This is a genomic window from Martelella alba (genome assembly GCF_006516955.1).
Classification (GTDB): domain Bacteria; phylum Pseudomonadota; class Alphaproteobacteria; order Rhizobiales; family Rhizobiaceae; genus Martelella; species Martelella alba.
Map to the genome: position 1 here is coordinate 316,185 of NZ_VHLG01000004.1, position 14,264 is coordinate 330,448.

The 14,264-nt window shown below is 60.2% G+C and carries 14 protein-coding genes; 9 read left to right on the plus strand and 5 right to left on the minus strand.

Annotated elements, in window-relative coordinates; genetic code table 11:
* Nucleotides 1–120 precede the first annotated feature (120 nt).
* From FJU08_RS10185 to FJU08_RS10215, 7 genes are all read left to right on the plus strand, one after another.
* The gene (locus FJU08_RS10185) at nucleotides 121–1,179 is read left to right on the plus strand and encodes a LacI family DNA-binding transcriptional regulator (RefSeq protein ID WP_141148888.1); all 1,059 of its coding nucleotides are present in this window, start codon (nucleotides 121–123) and stop codon (nucleotides 1,177–1,179) included.
* Nucleotides 1,180–1,183: 4 nt separating this feature from the next.
* Nucleotides 1,184–2,206, plus strand: a complete 1,023-nt coding sequence (locus tag FJU08_RS10190) for an ABC transporter substrate-binding protein (protein ID WP_141148889.1) — start codon at nucleotides 1,184–1,186, stop codon at nucleotides 2,204–2,206.
* 98 nt (nucleotides 2,207–2,304) lie between these two features.
* Nucleotides 2,305–3,132: an ABC transporter permease gene (locus tag FJU08_RS10195; protein ID WP_141148890.1), complete on the plus strand. Its 828-nt coding sequence runs from the start codon at nucleotides 2,305–2,307 to the stop codon at nucleotides 3,130–3,132.
* Nucleotides 3,129–3,911, plus strand: a complete 783-nt coding sequence (locus tag FJU08_RS10200; RefSeq protein ID WP_141148891.1) for an ABC transporter permease — start codon at nucleotides 3,129–3,131, stop codon at nucleotides 3,909–3,911. The genes FJU08_RS10195 and FJU08_RS10200 overlap by 4 nt, the downstream gene beginning before the upstream one ends.
* A complete protein-coding gene (locus FJU08_RS10205; RefSeq protein ID WP_141148892.1) occupies nucleotides 3,904–4,926 on the plus strand; it encodes an ABC transporter ATP-binding protein in 1,023 nt (340 codons plus the stop codon). Before FJU08_RS10200 ends, FJU08_RS10205 begins: the two co-directional genes overlap by 8 nt.
* A 4-nt stretch (nucleotides 4,927–4,930) precedes the next feature.
* Complete coding sequence (locus tag FJU08_RS10210) at nucleotides 4,931–5,854, plus strand: nucleoside hydrolase (protein ID WP_141148893.1); 924 nt, start codon at nucleotides 4,931–4,933, stop codon at nucleotides 5,852–5,854.
* Entirely contained in the window at nucleotides 5,851–7,635 is a 1,785-nt protein-coding gene (locus FJU08_RS10215; RefSeq protein ID WP_141148894.1) for an adenine deaminase, read from the plus strand. Before FJU08_RS10210 ends, FJU08_RS10215 begins: the two co-directional genes overlap by 4 nt.
* 3 nt (nucleotides 7,636–7,638) lie before the next feature.
* Here the strand turns inward: FJU08_RS10215 and FJU08_RS10220 are convergent, their stop codons facing one another.
* The gene (locus tag FJU08_RS10220; protein ID WP_141148895.1) at nucleotides 7,639–8,823 is read right to left on the minus strand and encodes a M20 aminoacylase family protein; all 1,185 of its coding nucleotides are present in this window, start codon (nucleotides 8,821–8,823) and stop codon (nucleotides 7,639–7,641) included.
* Between the two features lie 107 nt (nucleotides 8,824–8,930).
* Between FJU08_RS10220 and FJU08_RS10225 the strand changes: the two genes are divergently transcribed.
* The gene (locus FJU08_RS10225) at nucleotides 8,931–9,608 is read left to right on the plus strand and encodes a phosphoribosyltransferase (RefSeq protein WP_141149034.1); all 678 of its coding nucleotides are present in this window, start codon (nucleotides 8,931–8,933) and stop codon (nucleotides 9,606–9,608) included.
* Nucleotides 9,609–9,669: 61 nt separating this feature from the next.
* On the opposite strand, the gene FJU08_RS10230 is transcribed toward FJU08_RS10225, so the two are convergent.
* Both FJU08_RS10230 and FJU08_RS10235 read right to left on the minus strand, forming a co-directional pair.
* On the minus strand, nucleotides 9,670–10,713 hold the full coding sequence (locus FJU08_RS10230) for a PRC-barrel domain-containing protein (RefSeq protein WP_141148896.1): 1,044 nt from the start codon (nucleotides 10,711–10,713) through the stop codon (nucleotides 9,670–9,672).
* A 246-nt stretch (nucleotides 10,714–10,959) separates the two neighbouring features.
* Nucleotides 10,960–12,468 carry a sensor histidine kinase gene (locus tag FJU08_RS10235; RefSeq protein ID WP_141148897.1) on the minus strand — a complete coding sequence of 503 codons (1,509 nt, stop codon included), beginning with the start codon at nucleotides 12,466–12,468 and terminating at the stop codon, nucleotides 10,960–10,962.
* A gap of 250 nt (nucleotides 12,469–12,718) precedes the next feature.
* On the opposite strand from FJU08_RS10235, the gene FJU08_RS10240 reads away from it, so the two are divergent.
* Nucleotides 12,719–13,231, plus strand: a complete 513-nt coding sequence (locus tag FJU08_RS10240; RefSeq protein WP_141148898.1) for a Dps family protein — start codon at nucleotides 12,719–12,721, stop codon at nucleotides 13,229–13,231.
* Between the two features lie 139 nt (nucleotides 13,232–13,370).
* Here FJU08_RS10240 and FJU08_RS10245 read toward each other — a convergent pair whose 3' ends face one another.
* Nucleotides 13,371–13,934 (minus strand): RNA polymerase sigma factor, encoded by a 564-nt coding sequence (locus FJU08_RS10245; RefSeq protein ID WP_141148899.1) that lies wholly within the window; start codon nucleotides 13,932–13,934, stop codon nucleotides 13,371–13,373.
* A 6-nt stretch (nucleotides 13,935–13,940) separates the two neighbouring features.
* A complete protein-coding gene (locus tag FJU08_RS10250) occupies nucleotides 13,941–14,105 on the minus strand; it encodes a NepR family anti-sigma factor (RefSeq protein ID WP_328592414.1) in 165 nt (54 codons plus the stop codon).
* Between the last annotated feature and the right edge of the window lie 159 nt (nucleotides 14,106–14,264).

Below are 14,264 nucleotides of genomic sequence, written 5' to 3' on the forward strand. Positions count from 1 at the left end.
CCGCCCCGGTCCGCCCCGGCATCCACAAACAGATTTTCTTCACCGCTGCGCAGAAGAGGACTCGACAAGTCACAGGATTCCGGTCATGCTTGATTAAACGATTAATCACCTATTGAACCGATGAAGCGACGCAGCGCCAGCCTTTCAGAGATTGCCGCACGATTGCAGATCTCCACTGCCACCGTCTCCAATGCACTTTCGGGCAAGGGGCGTGTCTCGGTGGAGCTTGCGTCGCGCGTTCGGGCGGTCGCGGATGAGATCGGCTATGTTCCAAGTTCCTCGGCGCGCGCATTGCGCACCGGCCAGACCGGTGTCATCGGCCTGGTGCTGCCCGATATCGCCAATCCGCTTTTTCCACAGATAGCCCAGGCCATTGAACACGCGGCCGCTGAAATGGGTTTCGGTGTTCTGATTGCCGATTCGCGCGGTGCGGTGCGCACCCAGACCGAGGCGATCCAGAGATTGGTCGACAGGCAGGTGGACGGCCTGGTCGTCATTCCACGGCGCGGCACCCGCATCACGGCAACGGGCTGTCCCGTGGCAATGATTGATTCGCCCTCCACCCCCGGCAACACGGTTGCCGCTGATCACTGGGAGGGCGGCCGGATGTTGGGCCGGCATTTGAAGGATCACGGCCACCGCAAACTGCTTCTGGTTGGCAATAATCCCGATTCCATCGTTCAGAATGACAGGCTTGGCGGCATTCGGGCGGGTTTTGAACATTTCGGCATCGTCGAAACCGTCTGGATGGATCATCTGAGGCGCTTTCACGGCGCCAATGCGGTGCTCAATCCGGCAGGTTGGCACGCACGCGGTTTCACCGCCTTTGCGGCGACATCGGATCTGCAGGCACTCAGGATCCTCACGGAACTGCAGCATGCCGGCATTGCCGTCCCGGCCATGGCCTCGGTCGCCGGTTTCGACGACCTCGTCTTTTCCTCATCCGTCATGCCGGCTCTGACCAGCATGCGCATGGATATGGGTACGATCGGCCGTATCGCCATCGCTGCCCTGAAATCGGCCATCGAAAAGGGTGGCCATTCCGAAACGGGCTCCGACACGGTTCTGGCCGACCCCGACCGTGTTGCCATGGAGCTTGTCATCCGCCGGTCCACCGGGCCGGCACCAGCAGAAGACGGCAGCAAAGCCGTCCCTGAACCTCTCGTGAAGGAGAACTGAAACAATGCGCAAGACATTACTTCTGGCAGGCGCAGCACTTGCTATATCCGCCTCCATGGCCTCGGCCGAGGACAAGACACTGACCATCTCGGTCTATGCCTTTTCCCAGGATGAGTTCAAGGAACTGGTCTACGATCCCTTTGAGCAGATCTGCGGCTGCAAACTGGTTGTCGAAACCGGCAACAGCATCGAGCGCCTGGCCAAGATGGAAGCCAACAAGGAACATCCGGTCGTCGACATGGCCGTGATCTCCATGGCCGATGCGCTGCAGGCGGCCCGCCAGGGGCTGATCGCGCCGATCGACTATTCCAAGCTTTCCAACTACGACAAGCTCTATGACATTGCCAAGGATCCGAATGGCGACGGCATGAGCGTCGGTTATACCTTCTACGGCACCTCGATCGTCTACCGCACCGACAAGGTCAAAATCGACAGCTGGGCTGACCTTTTGAAGCCGGAACTGGCCGGAGAAGTGGCTTTCCCGAACGTCACCACCAATCAGGGGCCGCCGTCACTTTACATGCTGGGTCTTGCCATGGGTGACGACAGCCCGAGCCTTGAAAAGCCGATCGAAGCCATTGGCGAACACAAGGATGATTTCGTCACCTTCTACGTCAAGTCATCGCAGCTGGCACAGCTGATGGAACAGGAAGAGATCTGGGCGGCGCCGATCGGCCGTTTCGCCTGGGGCATGTTCAAGAACATGGATCTGCCGCTGGCATGGGCAACACCGAAGGAAGGCCAGACCGGCGGCATGAACGTCATGGTCATGACCAAGAACTCCGGCCATGAAGAACTCGCCGAACAGTTCATGGATTACTGGCTCTCCACCGACGTGCAGCAGAAGCTGGCCAATGCGCTGGTCGACAGCCCGGCCAACAAGGAGGTCAAGGTTTCCGATGAGGTCGCCAACAGCATCACCTATGGTGCGGATACCGCCGCCAGCCTGAAGCTGATCCCCTCGGCCACCGCACTCGACTATCGCGACCAGTGGCTTTCCGAATGGAATGACAAGGTTGGCCAGTAAGGCCTGACAATCCGGCTGACGGCTTTGCGGCCGTCAGCAAGCTTCAAGACACACGGCGGATGAGACCTGCCGTGTGTCCTTTCAAGGGTTATCGACACATGTTCCAAAGCCGCGCCGAAGCCATGGCGCTCGTCCTGCCGGCCGCGCTGTTTGCCGGGCTGGTTTTTCTCGTGCCCGTCATCGTTCTGCTGTCGCAGGGCATCCATATTGACGGACAATGGACGCTTGCCGCCTATATTGACTTCTTCTCCAAGACGCTGAACCAGGTCGTGTTCCTGAGAACACTGCGGCTTGGCGTGCTGGTGACCTTTCTTGCCGCGATCATCGGCTATGCTGCGGCATTGTCGATCGTCAGCCTGCCACCGGCCTCCAAGGGCCGCATGGTTGGCCTCGTCGTTCTGCCGCTGATGATCTCGCCGGTCGCACGCACCTATGCCTGGATCGTCATTCTCGGCCGCACCGGCATCGTCAACAAGGCGCTGGTCGCAATCGGCCTCACCGACGAGCCGATCCGCTTTCTGTTCACCGAAACCGCCATCACCATTGGCCTGCTGCAGCTCTTCCTGCCGCTGATGATCATCTCGCTGGTTTCAGCGCTTGAGAACATGCCGCGCGATGCCATTGCCGCGGCCCGCGTTCTCGGTGCCAACTGGTTTCAGGTTTTCTACAAGGTAGTGCTGCCGCTCACCCGCGAGGGCCTCGTCATCGGCGGCACGCTGGTCTTCACCGGTTCGCTCACCGCCTATATCACCCCCGCCATTCTCGGCGGCTCCAAGGTACTCATGCTTGAAACCCTGCTTTACCAGCGCGTCACGGTCGCCAATGATCTCGTCACCGCAAGCGTGATCGCCTTCATCCTCATGGTCATGAGTTTCTCTGCCAATATGGTGCTGAAGCGGGTTGCAGCAGCGCGAGGTGGAAAATGAGAGCCGAACGTTTCGCCACCTATCTGACGCTTGCCGCCGTTCTTCTGTTTCTGATCGGCCCCTTTGTCGTCATCGTCATGGCCGGGCTTTCCTCCGGCAACAATCTCGCCTTTCCGCCGCCTGGCCTGTCGCTGAAGTGGGTCTACAAGGTCTTCACCATCGACAGTTTCCGCGCCAGTTTCGGCGTGTCGATGTTTCTTGCCATTTTCGGCACGCTGGCCGCTCTCATCCTCGGCGTTCCGGCAGCTTATGCACTGTCGCGCTACAAGGTGCCGGGCGCTGAGGCCGTCAGGTTGATCGTTTCCTCGCCGATCATCGTGCCGGGTATCATCGTCGGCCTTGCGCTGCTGCGCTATTTCGTCGTGCCGCTGCAGGTGAAGGTGTCGCTGGCGCTGTTCTGCGCCCATACGGCGCTGATCATTCCCTATGCGGTGCGCGTGGTCTCGGCCAGCCTGCAGAACCTGCGTTCCGATATCGAAGAAGCGGCCGTGCTGCTCGGCGCCAGCCGGGTCGGTGCCTTTTTCCGCGTCATCCTGCCGAATATCCGTGGCGGTGTCCTCTCGGCCTTCATTCTCGGTTTTGTGACGTCATTCAATCAGGTGCCGGTCTCGCTGTTTCTCTCAGGCCCCGGCATCCATACGCTTCCCGTCGATATGCTCGGCTATATGGAAACGACCTACGACCCCTCGATCGCCGCGCTTTCCGCGCTTCTCGCATTTCTGTCGATCGGCATCGTCATGATCGCCGAGCGCTTCCTGGGCTTTACCCGCTATGTCTGATCTTTCTTATCTCTCGCTCGAAAAGCTCACCCTCTCCTATGGCAAAACGGTTGCCGTCGACAGTCTCGATCTTTCCATCGACAAGGGCGAATTGATCGCGCTTCTCGGACCGTCCGGCTGCGGCAAGACCACGACCATGCGCGCCATTGCCGGACTGATGAGCCCTACCGCCGGCCGGATCATGCTGGATGGAACCGATATCTCCCGCGTGCCGCCAAACAAGCGCGCCGTCGGGCTGATGTTCCAGTCCTATGCACTGTTCCCGCATCTCTCCGTCTATGAAAATGTCGCTTTCGGCCTGCGCCTGAAGGGCATGCGCGGCGGCGAACTGGATGCGAAGGTGAAGGGCGGCCTTGAAACGGTTGGCCTGTCGCATCTTTCAGACCGCAAGCCAGCCGCCCTTTCCGGCGGCCAGCAGCAGCGCGTGGCGCTCGCCCGCTCCCTGGTGATGGAGCCGAAAGTGCTTTTGCTTGATGAGCCGCTGTCCAATCTCGATGCGCGCCTGCGCCTTGAAATGCGCACCGAATTGCAGCGCGTTCAGCGCGAAAGCGGACTGACGATGATCTTCGTCACCCATGACCAGTCGGAAGCACTGTCGCTGGCCGATCGGATTGTCGTCATGCATGACGGGCTGATTGAGCAGATCGGCACGCCGGAACAGATCTACCGTCATCCCGAAACCGGTTTCGTTGCCGATTTCGTCGGCTTTGAAAACATCTTCAGCATCGCGGGCGGCATGCTGAAGGGCAAGGGTGAAGCCTTCTCCCCCGAAGGCGCCTTGCCTGACGGCGCCGCCGGTCTTGCCTTCCGCCCGACCGCCGTGCGCCTTGGCGAGGGGCCGCATCGCGGCACGATCATGGGCGCGGCCTTTGTCGGCGAACAGCGCGAATATGTGCTGCACACACCAATCGGCCCGATCAAGGCCGATATCGACGCGACGCTGCCCGCCTTCACCATCGGCGAAACCGTCGCCTTCTCGCTGCCGGTTGCAAATGCCGCCGTGCTGAAGGCCTGAGATCATGGGTATCTGGATCGATACTGATATGGGTTTCGACGACCTCGCAGCGGTTTTGACCGTGCGGGCGTCAGGGCTTGATATCGATGGCCTGTCGCTGGTGTTCGGCAATGCACCGCTGGCCCAGGTGCGTGCCAATGCGGCCGCGGCCGCGCAGGCCTTTTCCTTCCGTTTTCCGGTTCATGCCGGAGCGGATCGCGCCATTCTCGGCGCGGTTGAAACGGCCGAAACCATTCTTGGCAAGACCGGCATGCCGAGCACCGGACGCCAGCTCGAGCCGGCGCCGGAAGCGTTTTCCGGCCCGGCGCTGGACGGGCTCTCGCGCTGGCTTGAGACAGCTGAAAGCCCGCGGCGCGTTCTAGCGCTCGGGCCGCTCACCAATATCGCCATTCTGTGCCTTGCCCGCCCCGATCTGGCGGCGAAAATCGATGAACTCGTCTGGATGGGCGGCGGCGCGACGATGGGCAACCATACCGCCTCTGCCGAATTCAATGCACTCGCCGACCCGGAAGCCGTTGCCATCGTGCTGACCCGCGGCCTGCCGCTGAAAATGGCTGATCTCGATTTCTGCCGGAAGGTGACGATCGGCGCGGAGGATGTCGCGGCAATCCGGGCAAAATCAGGCGCAAATGCCGCTGTGCTCGGCGATCTGAGCGAAGGCTTTCTCGACATTGCCCGTTCGCGCGGGCGCAGCCGCATGGCCTTCTTCGACCCCGCTGCCGCCGCGGCGCTGGCCCGGCCCGCTCTCGTCACCGTGCAAAAGGTCCGCATCGATGTGGAACTGGCGGGCCACCTCACCCGTGGGCGCACTGTGGTCGAAAACCGTCCCCACAAGGCCGCGCCCAATGCCGAACTGCTTGTCGGCATCGATGAACAGGCCGCCCATAGCCTGATCATGGCGGCGCTTCTGGCGGAGGCTGCCCCATGACGGATCTGCACAGTGAACCGGCTGATCTGAATGATGACCGCTTGCGCAGCCGCGCCGTTGCCGCCGCGCGCGGTGATGCTCCCTTCGATCTCCTGATCACCGGCGGCAGCCTCGTTGACGTCGCCACCGGTGAAATCCGTGCTGCTGATATCGGCCTTGTCGGCCCGTTGATCGCTTCAGTCCACGCGCCATCAGCGCGCCGTGATGCAGCGGACATAGTCGATGCCACAGGCAGCTTCATTGCGCCGGGCCTGATCGACAGTCACATGCATATCGAAAGCTCGATGGTCACCCCCGCCACCTACGCGAAAGCCATGCTTTCGCGCGGCGTCACCACCATCGTCTGGGATCCGCATGAATTCGCCAATGTTCACGGACCTGCGGCCGTGCGCTGGGCCATTGACGCCATCCGGGCGCTGCCGCTGCGCGCCATCATCCTCGCGCCCTCCTGCGTCCCCTCGGCACCGGGCCTGGAACTGGCCGGCGCCGATATTGACGGGAAAGCCATGGCGGAAATGCTCGCCTGGCCGGAAATCGGCGGCATTGCCGAAATGATGAACATGGAAGACGTGATCGCCCGCCACCCACGCATGAGCGCGATCATGCAGGCAGGGCTTGCCGCCGGAAAGCCGGTCTTCGGCCATGCGCGCGGGCTTGAAGGCGGCAGGCTTGCAGCCTTCATGGCCGCTGGTGTCTCCTCCGATCACGAACTTACCTCTGCCGCGGATTTTCTCGAAAAGCTGCGCGCCGGGCTTTCTGTCGAGCTGCGCGGATCGCATCCCTATCTGCTGCCGGAAATTGTTGACGCGCTGAAAGGCTTGCCGAACTGGCCCTCGACCATGACGCTCGCCACCGATGACGTCTTCCCCGATGACCTTGTGAGGGAAGGTGGGCTTGACGCGCTGATCGGCAAGCTGACAGCCCTTGGCATGAAACCGGAACAGGCCTTGCAGGCGGCAACGCTGAACGCGGCGCACCGCCTGTCCCGTCCTGATCTCGGCCTGATCGCCGCCGGCCGCCGTGCCGATATCGTGCTGTTTGAAGACCTGACCGCCTTTTCCGCCCGCACGGTCATTGCCAATGGCACTGTCGTTGCCGCAAACGGCAAAACACTGGCGGCCTGCCCGGATGTCAAAACTGAACTGCTGACAGGCTCGGTGAAGGTTCCAAAGCTCACACCGGGTGACTTCAAGCTGAAGGCAGAAGGCTCCCGCGTCGAAATCGCCACCATCGACAAGCCACGCTTCACCCAGTGGGGAAAGATGGAGGCCAGGGTCGAAAACGGCGTGATCGTCAAACCCGACGAGACCACACTGATTTCGGTGATCCATCGCCATGGCCGCGCGGCAGCCGTGCCGCGGACCGGATTTCTGCGCTTCTGGGGCCGATGGAACGGGGCGCTTGCCACCACCATTTCCCACGACAGCCACAACCTCACCGTCTTCGGCGGCAACGAGGAAGACATGGCGATCGCCGCCAATGCGCTGATCGAAGCCGGTGGCGGCATGGCCATTGCATCCCAGGGAAAATTGACCGCGCTTCTGGCCCTGCCGCTTTCCGGCCTCGTCTCCGACCGGCCGCTGGAAGAGGTTGCCCATGACTTTGCCGCGTTGCGCGAAGCAGCCGGCGCAGTCGTCGAATGGCAGCCCCCCTACCTCACCTTCAAGGCAACGGTGGGTGCAACGCTTGCCTGCAATGCCGGACCGCACCAGACGGATCAGGGTATTTCGGATGTCGTTGCCGGCACTTTGTTGAAAGATCCGGTGCTGAGGGTGTTGTGACCCTCAGCCCGCCTTCAGCTCCGTCTCGGTCAGAGACACCCAGAAAGCGGCGCCCGGGATGATGGCGTCGTCGTTGAAATCATAGCCTGTATTGTGATGCAGCGCGCCATCGCGCGCCGGACCATTGCCGAGCCAGACATAACAGCCGGGGATTTCCTGACCAAAAAAAGCAAAATCGTCGCCCGCTGTCGACGGCGGAAAGGCCGTGCGGGTCTTGTTCCCGAAAACTGCCCGGGCCGCCTCAAGCGCGGTTGCCGTTGGACCGGCAGCATTGACGACCGGCGGAATGCGGCGCACGAAACGATATTCCGCAGCAATACCGAAGGCTTCGGCCGTGCCGCGCGCCAGCCGGCCGATCTCTTCCTCCAGCTGATCACGGACATGGGCTGAATAGGCCCGCGCCGTGCCACCGATCTCAACGAAATCCGGGATCACATTCAGCGCCTTGGGATCACCCGCCTGCACCGAGCAGGCCGAAACCACCGCTGGCTGCAGCGGATCGACAACCCGGCCGATGATTGCCTGAAGATTGGCAAGGAAACTGCCCGAAGCCGTCACCGGATCGCGGCCAAGATGCGGCTTGGCGCCATGGGTGCCAACACCCTTCATCGTCACATACCAGCTGTCGGATGAGGCCAGCTGCGGGCCTTCAACCACCGCCATTTCATCGGGATCAAGCCCCGGCATATTGTGAAGACCATAAACGGCATCGCAGGGAAACTGACGGAACAGCCCGTCCTCCACCATCTTTTTCGCCCCGCCCCGGCCTTCTTCAGCCGGCTGGAAGATGAAATGCACCGTGCCGGAAAATTCTCTTGTCTGAGCCAGGTGGCGGGCAGCAGCCAGCAGCATCACCGTATGACCATCATGGCCGCAGGCATGCATCTTGCCGGGGACCGTGCTCTTGTAGGGACGCTCAGCCGTTTCCGGCATGGCGAGCGCATCCATATCGGCGCGCAGGCCGATCGCCCTGGTGCCATTGCCCACCTGCAAAGTGCCGACAATGCCGGTGCCGCCGAGCCCGCGGGTGACGGTGATGCCGTCCTGTTCCAGAAGCTTGGCGACGATGGCGCTGGTGCGCTCCTCCTCGAAGCCAAGCTCGGGATGGGCATGGAAATCATGACGAAGCGCGGTCCAGAAATCGAGATCGGCGGCCAGCGCCGCGTCAATGGTTTCAAGCTTCGTCATTTCGTCCCTTTTCCTTCACCTGAATACTGCAAAACAGAATGCTGCTGCTATAAGACAGTCAGCGCAAGAACACAAAGAAACAGGGCCGGTTTTCCGGCATGGCATTCATGGAACCGCATCATTTCTGGCAGGAGATCCATCCCGCCGCAAGTTTCAACGCATCAGCACCGCTTGACCGTTTTTATCCAGCAACCCTTGCCGATGGCCGCCAGCTTCTGCTGCCGATCCGCCCGCTTTCCGATGGCAGGTCGGCGCTGGCCTCACTGATCGTCAATCAGGCCTCGTTTTCCGTGCTGGATGCCCTTTCAGGCGATGTCGCCGAACGGCTGAAACCCTATGCCCCGGAAGTGATTGTCGGCCTGCCGACACTGGGTTTGACCCTTGCCGCACCCGTTGCCCACAAGCTTGCCCATGGCCGCTATGTGCCGCTCGGCACCTCGAAAAAATTCTGGTACCGCGAGGAGCTTTCCGTGCCGATCTCATCGATCACCACGCCGGAGCAGCAGAAACGGCTCTATGTCGATCCGCGCATGCTGCCGCTGCTCGAAGGACGCCGCGTCGTGCTGGTCGATGATGTGATTTCCTCGGGGAAATCGATCCTTGCCGGACTTGAGCTGCTGAAATCCTGCGGGGTGAAGCCAGTGGCCATCGCCGTTGCCATGTTGCAGTCAAGGCGTGGCCTGGAGGCCATCGAAGCCTTTGACGCAGGCCTTGTTCCAAATGTTCATGCCGCCTTTTCCTCGCCAATCCTGACAAAGGGCGAAGACGGCTATTGGCATGCCTGACACGCAAAAAGCCCCCGCCGGAGCCACGCTCCGGCGGGGGCAATCTCTTTAACCGCGCCAATCAGTTCAGCAGAACCTTCGCTGGATCATTATGGAAAGCATCCGCGCTGTAGGCGACATGATCCTTCAGCGTATTCTGGTCAAAATCGGTATCGATGACCAGATTTCCGTCCTTGTCCTTCATGATCGTCACCGCAGCCGGCGCAATCGCCACCGGCTTTTCGCCGACGCCGAGGAAGCCGCCGACATCGGCGACATAGGCTTCAATACCGTCATTGCCCATGATCACATTCGATACCTCGCCGACCTCATCGCCGCTTTGCGACAGAACCGGTGCGCCCTTCAGCTGATCAGCACTCACGCCGCCCGGCGCCACCGGCGTCATCTGCGCCATGTCAGTCCCGCGCACAGGTCTGCCTTCAACAGAGGCCGTCATGTCCCTGGCGGTGGAGGCCATGCTGTCAGATGTTTTCTTCAACGCATCGCCTGTCTTGTCGGCAGCATCGGCAAGACCATTTGAAAGACTGTCATAGGCCGTACCAGCAGCGTTCGAGACGTTGCGGGCAGTCTCGTGGTACGCTTTTTCGAGACTTTCCATATTCACCGCGCCAACCCGCAGGACATTTTCTCCATCCGGCTTGAAGGCAGGGGCATTTTCAAGATCCTCCCTGGTCGCATCGACCGAAAGATAATTGCCCTCTTCGCTCGCCTTCCAGCTCACGCGGTCGACGTCCACGGCCACATTTTTCTCACCAACGCCGAGAAAGCCACCGACACCGATCACCAAAGCCTGGGCACTGCCATCCGGTGCCATGACGATGTCGTTAACATCACCGATGCTCTGCATCTTGTTGTCTTGCGTGCTCATGCCGTAAACGGGCCAGCCCAGAAGCGTGCTGGCAAGGATCTGATGATCGCCGGCATCAAAGAAGGATGAACCATTGCCGCGCATCCGGTCGTCAGGAAAGAGCGGGTTGGCAGTGGCATCCGCAGGAGCCTGCACCGCTATAGCTGCATCGCCCTTGGCTGTGCTGTCCTGAGCATGGGCTGCACCGGTTGCCAGAAGGGCGACAATGGCGGTGGTCGAAAGAATCTTGCGAAGCATATCAAACTCCTGTTTTCTTCGTTCATCTCAAGCGGGCGTTGTTTCAGCTGTTTTTTCCTGCCCGCCTTTCGCTGGTGGGGAAAACGTGCCGGGGCCTTTCCGGTTCCGAAAAAATCGTGACCAGCCATCAGCCATGGACGGCGTTCCGCCCCGACCACGGGCCGTCAAGCACGGCTTTCCAACGTTATGGCTTACGCGGAACAATGTTGTTTTTAAGATTGTCTTCGCCGCAGGACCGACCGCTATTCAGCGCATTCTGAGCGGCATGTTGATATGCACCTTCAACCCGCTTTTCGCATAGACAACATCCACCCGGCTGCCGACGACCTTGTCGAGGCTGCGTTTGATCAGAACCGAGCCGAAGCCCTGCTGATCGGGCACCGTCACCGGTGGTCCGCCGACCTCCTGCCAGGTCAGGTCGAGATAGCGCCCCTGCTTTCCCACGACACGTTTGACGGCAATGTCCACCATGCCACGCTCGGCCGTCAACGCCCCGAATTTAGCCGCATTGCTGGCAAGCTCATGGATCACGAGGCCAAGCGCCAGCGCCTCATCGGGATCGAGATAGACCGTGTCGCCATTGATGGCGATCTGGCGATCAAAACGGTCCGTATAGGGCGCAATCTGCGAGCGCAGCAACCGCTCCACCTCAATCGCCCCCCATTGCTCATCCGAAAGCAGGGTATGTGCCAGCGACAGAGCCTGCAGCCGCGCCGAAAAGGACATGGTGAACTCGGCGGATGAACGCGACCGCCTGAGCGTCTGGCTGGCAATGGACTGGACGATGGCAAGTGTGTTCTTGACCCGATGGTTGAGTTCGCGCAGCAAAAGCCGCGTCTTTTCCTCGGAGGCCTTGGTGGCGGTGATATCGACCACAACGCCGAAAACCGGACGGATGCCGCCGCGCGCGCTGACCGGGTTGTCATAGGTCCGGCCGAGCGCCAGAAGCCAGCGGCCGGAAGAGCTGACCCTGATCTCACCCTGATATTCCTCGCCACGCGCAAGCGCGCCCTTGAAGGCGCGCATTGTCGCCCCCCGCATGGACGGCGCAATGGCATCAAGCGCGTTTCGGAATGTCACCGGTTCGCCAACCGGCAGGTCCAGCATGGCGCGCAGGGTATTGTCGCATTCAATCGCCCCGGAGGTTCCGTCCCAGCTCCAGGCAGCGATATTGGCGGCTCTGAGCGCCAGCGAATGGCGCGTTTCCGCCCGTGACAGTGCAAGATCGGCCGAAGCCTTGCCGCGCGCCGCATCCTTCAATTCATAAAGCGAACCGGAAAGATCCGCGAGCCGCCTGAGGGCAACCAGCGCCTCGACAGGCGACTTTTCATGCGGCTCGGTATCAAAAACACAAAGTGTGCCAGCCTTGACGCCCTGAACATAGACCGGCGCACCGACGAAAAACATGGCTGGCCGGCCCTGATATTCCGGTACTGAATGTTCAAAGCGCGGATCATCCTGCGGATTGTGGATTTCAAGTGCCGGTTCCACCCCACCGGCAATCGGATAAGCACTGAGCCCCTTCCCGGTTTCAACCTCGGACATTGCCATGCCGAAAGCGGACTGAACCCAGTTGCGATCAAAATCGATGACCATGAGAAAGGCGAATGGCGCAGAAAAGAGCCTGGCGGCCTGCCCCGTAACGGTATCAAAGTCCGCATCTCCATCCTCTGAACGCAATATATATTGCGACAGGATCTTCAGACGCGTCTCATCCTTGATCACCTCCACGAGTTCCTGCGGTAAATGTTTCACTGTCCTGGTCTTCTTCTGTTTCGGCACCACGGGAAAATTCCGCGTCAGCCGCTCAAGCGCATTTCCGGCAGTCGATGAACGCAAGCCTCGGGCGTGAAACGCAACGCATGCGCTTTGGTTCCCGGCCTGAAACTTTTTTTTGCCACAATGCAGACCTCGGCCACAAGGAACAAGTCCACGACCTCATTCGTTGTTTTGACAAGCGCCCGGCGACAGTCTTGCGGGCACAAAAGCGAAAGGAGACATGAATATGGCTAATATTGCTGCCGTTCTGAAACCAAAATCGCATGAAAGCACGATGAATACCGGTCTTTCGGAGCATTATCGCGCCGAGATGGCCGATCACCTGTCGAAGATCCTTGCCGCCACCTACCGGCTGACGATCAAGAGCCATATCTACCACTGGAATGTTGTCGGTCCACTGTTCCGCTCGCTGCATGAGCTAACGGAAGAACACTATAATGACCTGTTTGCGGCAACCGACATCATCGCCGAGCGCATTCGTGCCATCGGCTTTCTCGCACCTGAAACCGTCAGCGCAAGCAGCAGTTTCGCGCCGGATGGCAAGACCATAAGCAGCCTTTCGGCAGATGCCATGGTCCGTGATCTGATTGATGAACATGAAGCCGCTGTCCGCCAGATGCGCATGGCAGGCGAAAAGGCCGGAGAGGCCGGCGATCTGGTCAGCGAAGACATGCTGACCCAGCGCCTGACTTTTCACGAAAAGGCGCTCTGGATGCTGCGCGCGATCATCAGCGACTGACCCAGGCCGTCTTCATCTATGGCGCATAAAGACCGAGCCGGCCATCCTGCGATGGCCGGCTTTCCCATCTTCCCGGAGTCAAACAAAAAGCCACGCCGGAGCGGCGTGGCAGAGGGACAGGAACTGTCGGGAATTGGCGTCAGGCGCTCCGCGTCGTCGCGGCGCCGGTCATGGCGGCGGCCGAATAGGCATCCGGCCCATAATCGCCTTCGCCCTCAATCGACAGCATGTCCTGAAGCTTGGAGCGCGCCCGGGCAATGCGGCTCTTGATCGTGCCGATGGCGCAGCCGCAGATTTCCGATGCTTCCTCATAGGAAAAACCGGAGGCTCCAACCAGAATGATTGCTTCGCGCTGATCATTCGGCAGGCTGTCTAGCGCCTTTCTGAAATCCTTGAGATCCATTACCCCATGCTGCGCCGGATGGATCGACAGCCGGTCAGTGAAGACATTGTCGGGGTCCTGAATCTCACGGCCGCTCTTTCGCATCTGGCTATAGAACTCATTGCGCAGAATGGTGAACAGCCAGGCCTTGAGGTTGGTCCCGACGGTGAAGCTTTCCTGCTTGGCCCAGGCCTTCATGATCGTATCCTGGACGAGATCGTCGGCGCGGTCCTGATGCCCGCACAGCGACACCGCGAATGCACGCAGGCTGGGCAAGGTCTTCAACAGGTCCTTTTTGAAACTCGGATCATTCGTCGTCATATTGCCTCAACCCTCTTTTGCACTGCGCGCTGCCTCTTCGGCGGCATCGAGCTTTTCAAGAAGATCAAGAAAGCGATCGGGAATGTCCTCCTGCTCTATCGATGAATAGAGCGCTTTCAGTCGCCGGCTGATGGCCTCGTTCGGATCGTCCGAGGCGCCGGGCATCATCATGCCTTTCTGCAGGCCAATCGTCTTTTTCACTTTATCGCCTCGCTATGGTCGAATTTATTGTCCTGTCGTTCAAACGTGGCGTCTCAGAAAAAGTTCCGGCGCGTGGAACAAATTTCGCACTCACGCATTTTTAACGTTTGAAGGACTGTTTCTAACTGC

Excerpts from the sequence above, each read along its gene's own strand:
- FJU08_RS10250 (WP_328592414.1), bottom strand. The coding sequence starts at position 14,105 with ATGATGATGCCCGGCGCCTCGGACGATCCGAACGAGGCCATCAGCCGG.
- FJU08_RS10210 (WP_141148893.1), top strand. The coding sequence starts at position 4,931 with ATGGGTATCTGGATCGATACTGATATGGGTTTCGACGACCTCGCAGCG.
- FJU08_RS10225 (WP_141149034.1), top strand. The coding sequence starts at position 8,931 with ATGGAACCGCATCATTTCTGGCAGGAGATCCATCCCGCCGCAAGTTTC.
- FJU08_RS10205 (WP_141148892.1), top strand. The coding sequence starts at position 3,904 with ATGTCTGATCTTTCTTATCTCTCGCTCGAAAAGCTCACCCTCTCCTAT.
- FJU08_RS10230 (WP_141148896.1), bottom strand. The coding sequence starts at position 10,713 with ATGCTTCGCAAGATTCTTTCGACCACCGCCATTGTCGCCCTTCTGGCA.
- FJU08_RS10220 (WP_141148895.1), bottom strand. The coding sequence starts at position 8,823 with ATGACGAAGCTTGAAACCATTGACGCGGCGCTGGCCGCCGATCTCGAT.
- FJU08_RS10215 (WP_141148894.1), top strand. The coding sequence starts at position 5,851 with ATGACGGATCTGCACAGTGAACCGGCTGATCTGAATGATGACCGCTTG.
- FJU08_RS10200 (WP_141148891.1), top strand. The coding sequence starts at position 3,129 with ATGAGAGCCGAACGTTTCGCCACCTATCTGACGCTTGCCGCCGTTCTT.
- FJU08_RS10245 (WP_141148899.1), bottom strand. The coding sequence starts at position 13,934 with ATGACGACGAATGATCCGAGTTTCAAAAAGGACCTGTTGAAGACCTTG.
- FJU08_RS10185 (WP_141148888.1), top strand. The coding sequence starts at position 121 with ATGAAGCGACGCAGCGCCAGCCTTTCAGAGATTGCCGCACGATTGCAG.
- FJU08_RS10190 (WP_141148889.1), top strand. The coding sequence starts at position 1,184 with ATGCGCAAGACATTACTTCTGGCAGGCGCAGCACTTGCTATATCCGCC.
- FJU08_RS10240 (WP_141148898.1), top strand. The coding sequence starts at position 12,719 with ATGGCTAATATTGCTGCCGTTCTGAAACCAAAATCGCATGAAAGCACG.
- FJU08_RS10195 (WP_141148890.1), top strand. The coding sequence starts at position 2,305 with ATGTTCCAAAGCCGCGCCGAAGCCATGGCGCTCGTCCTGCCGGCCGCG.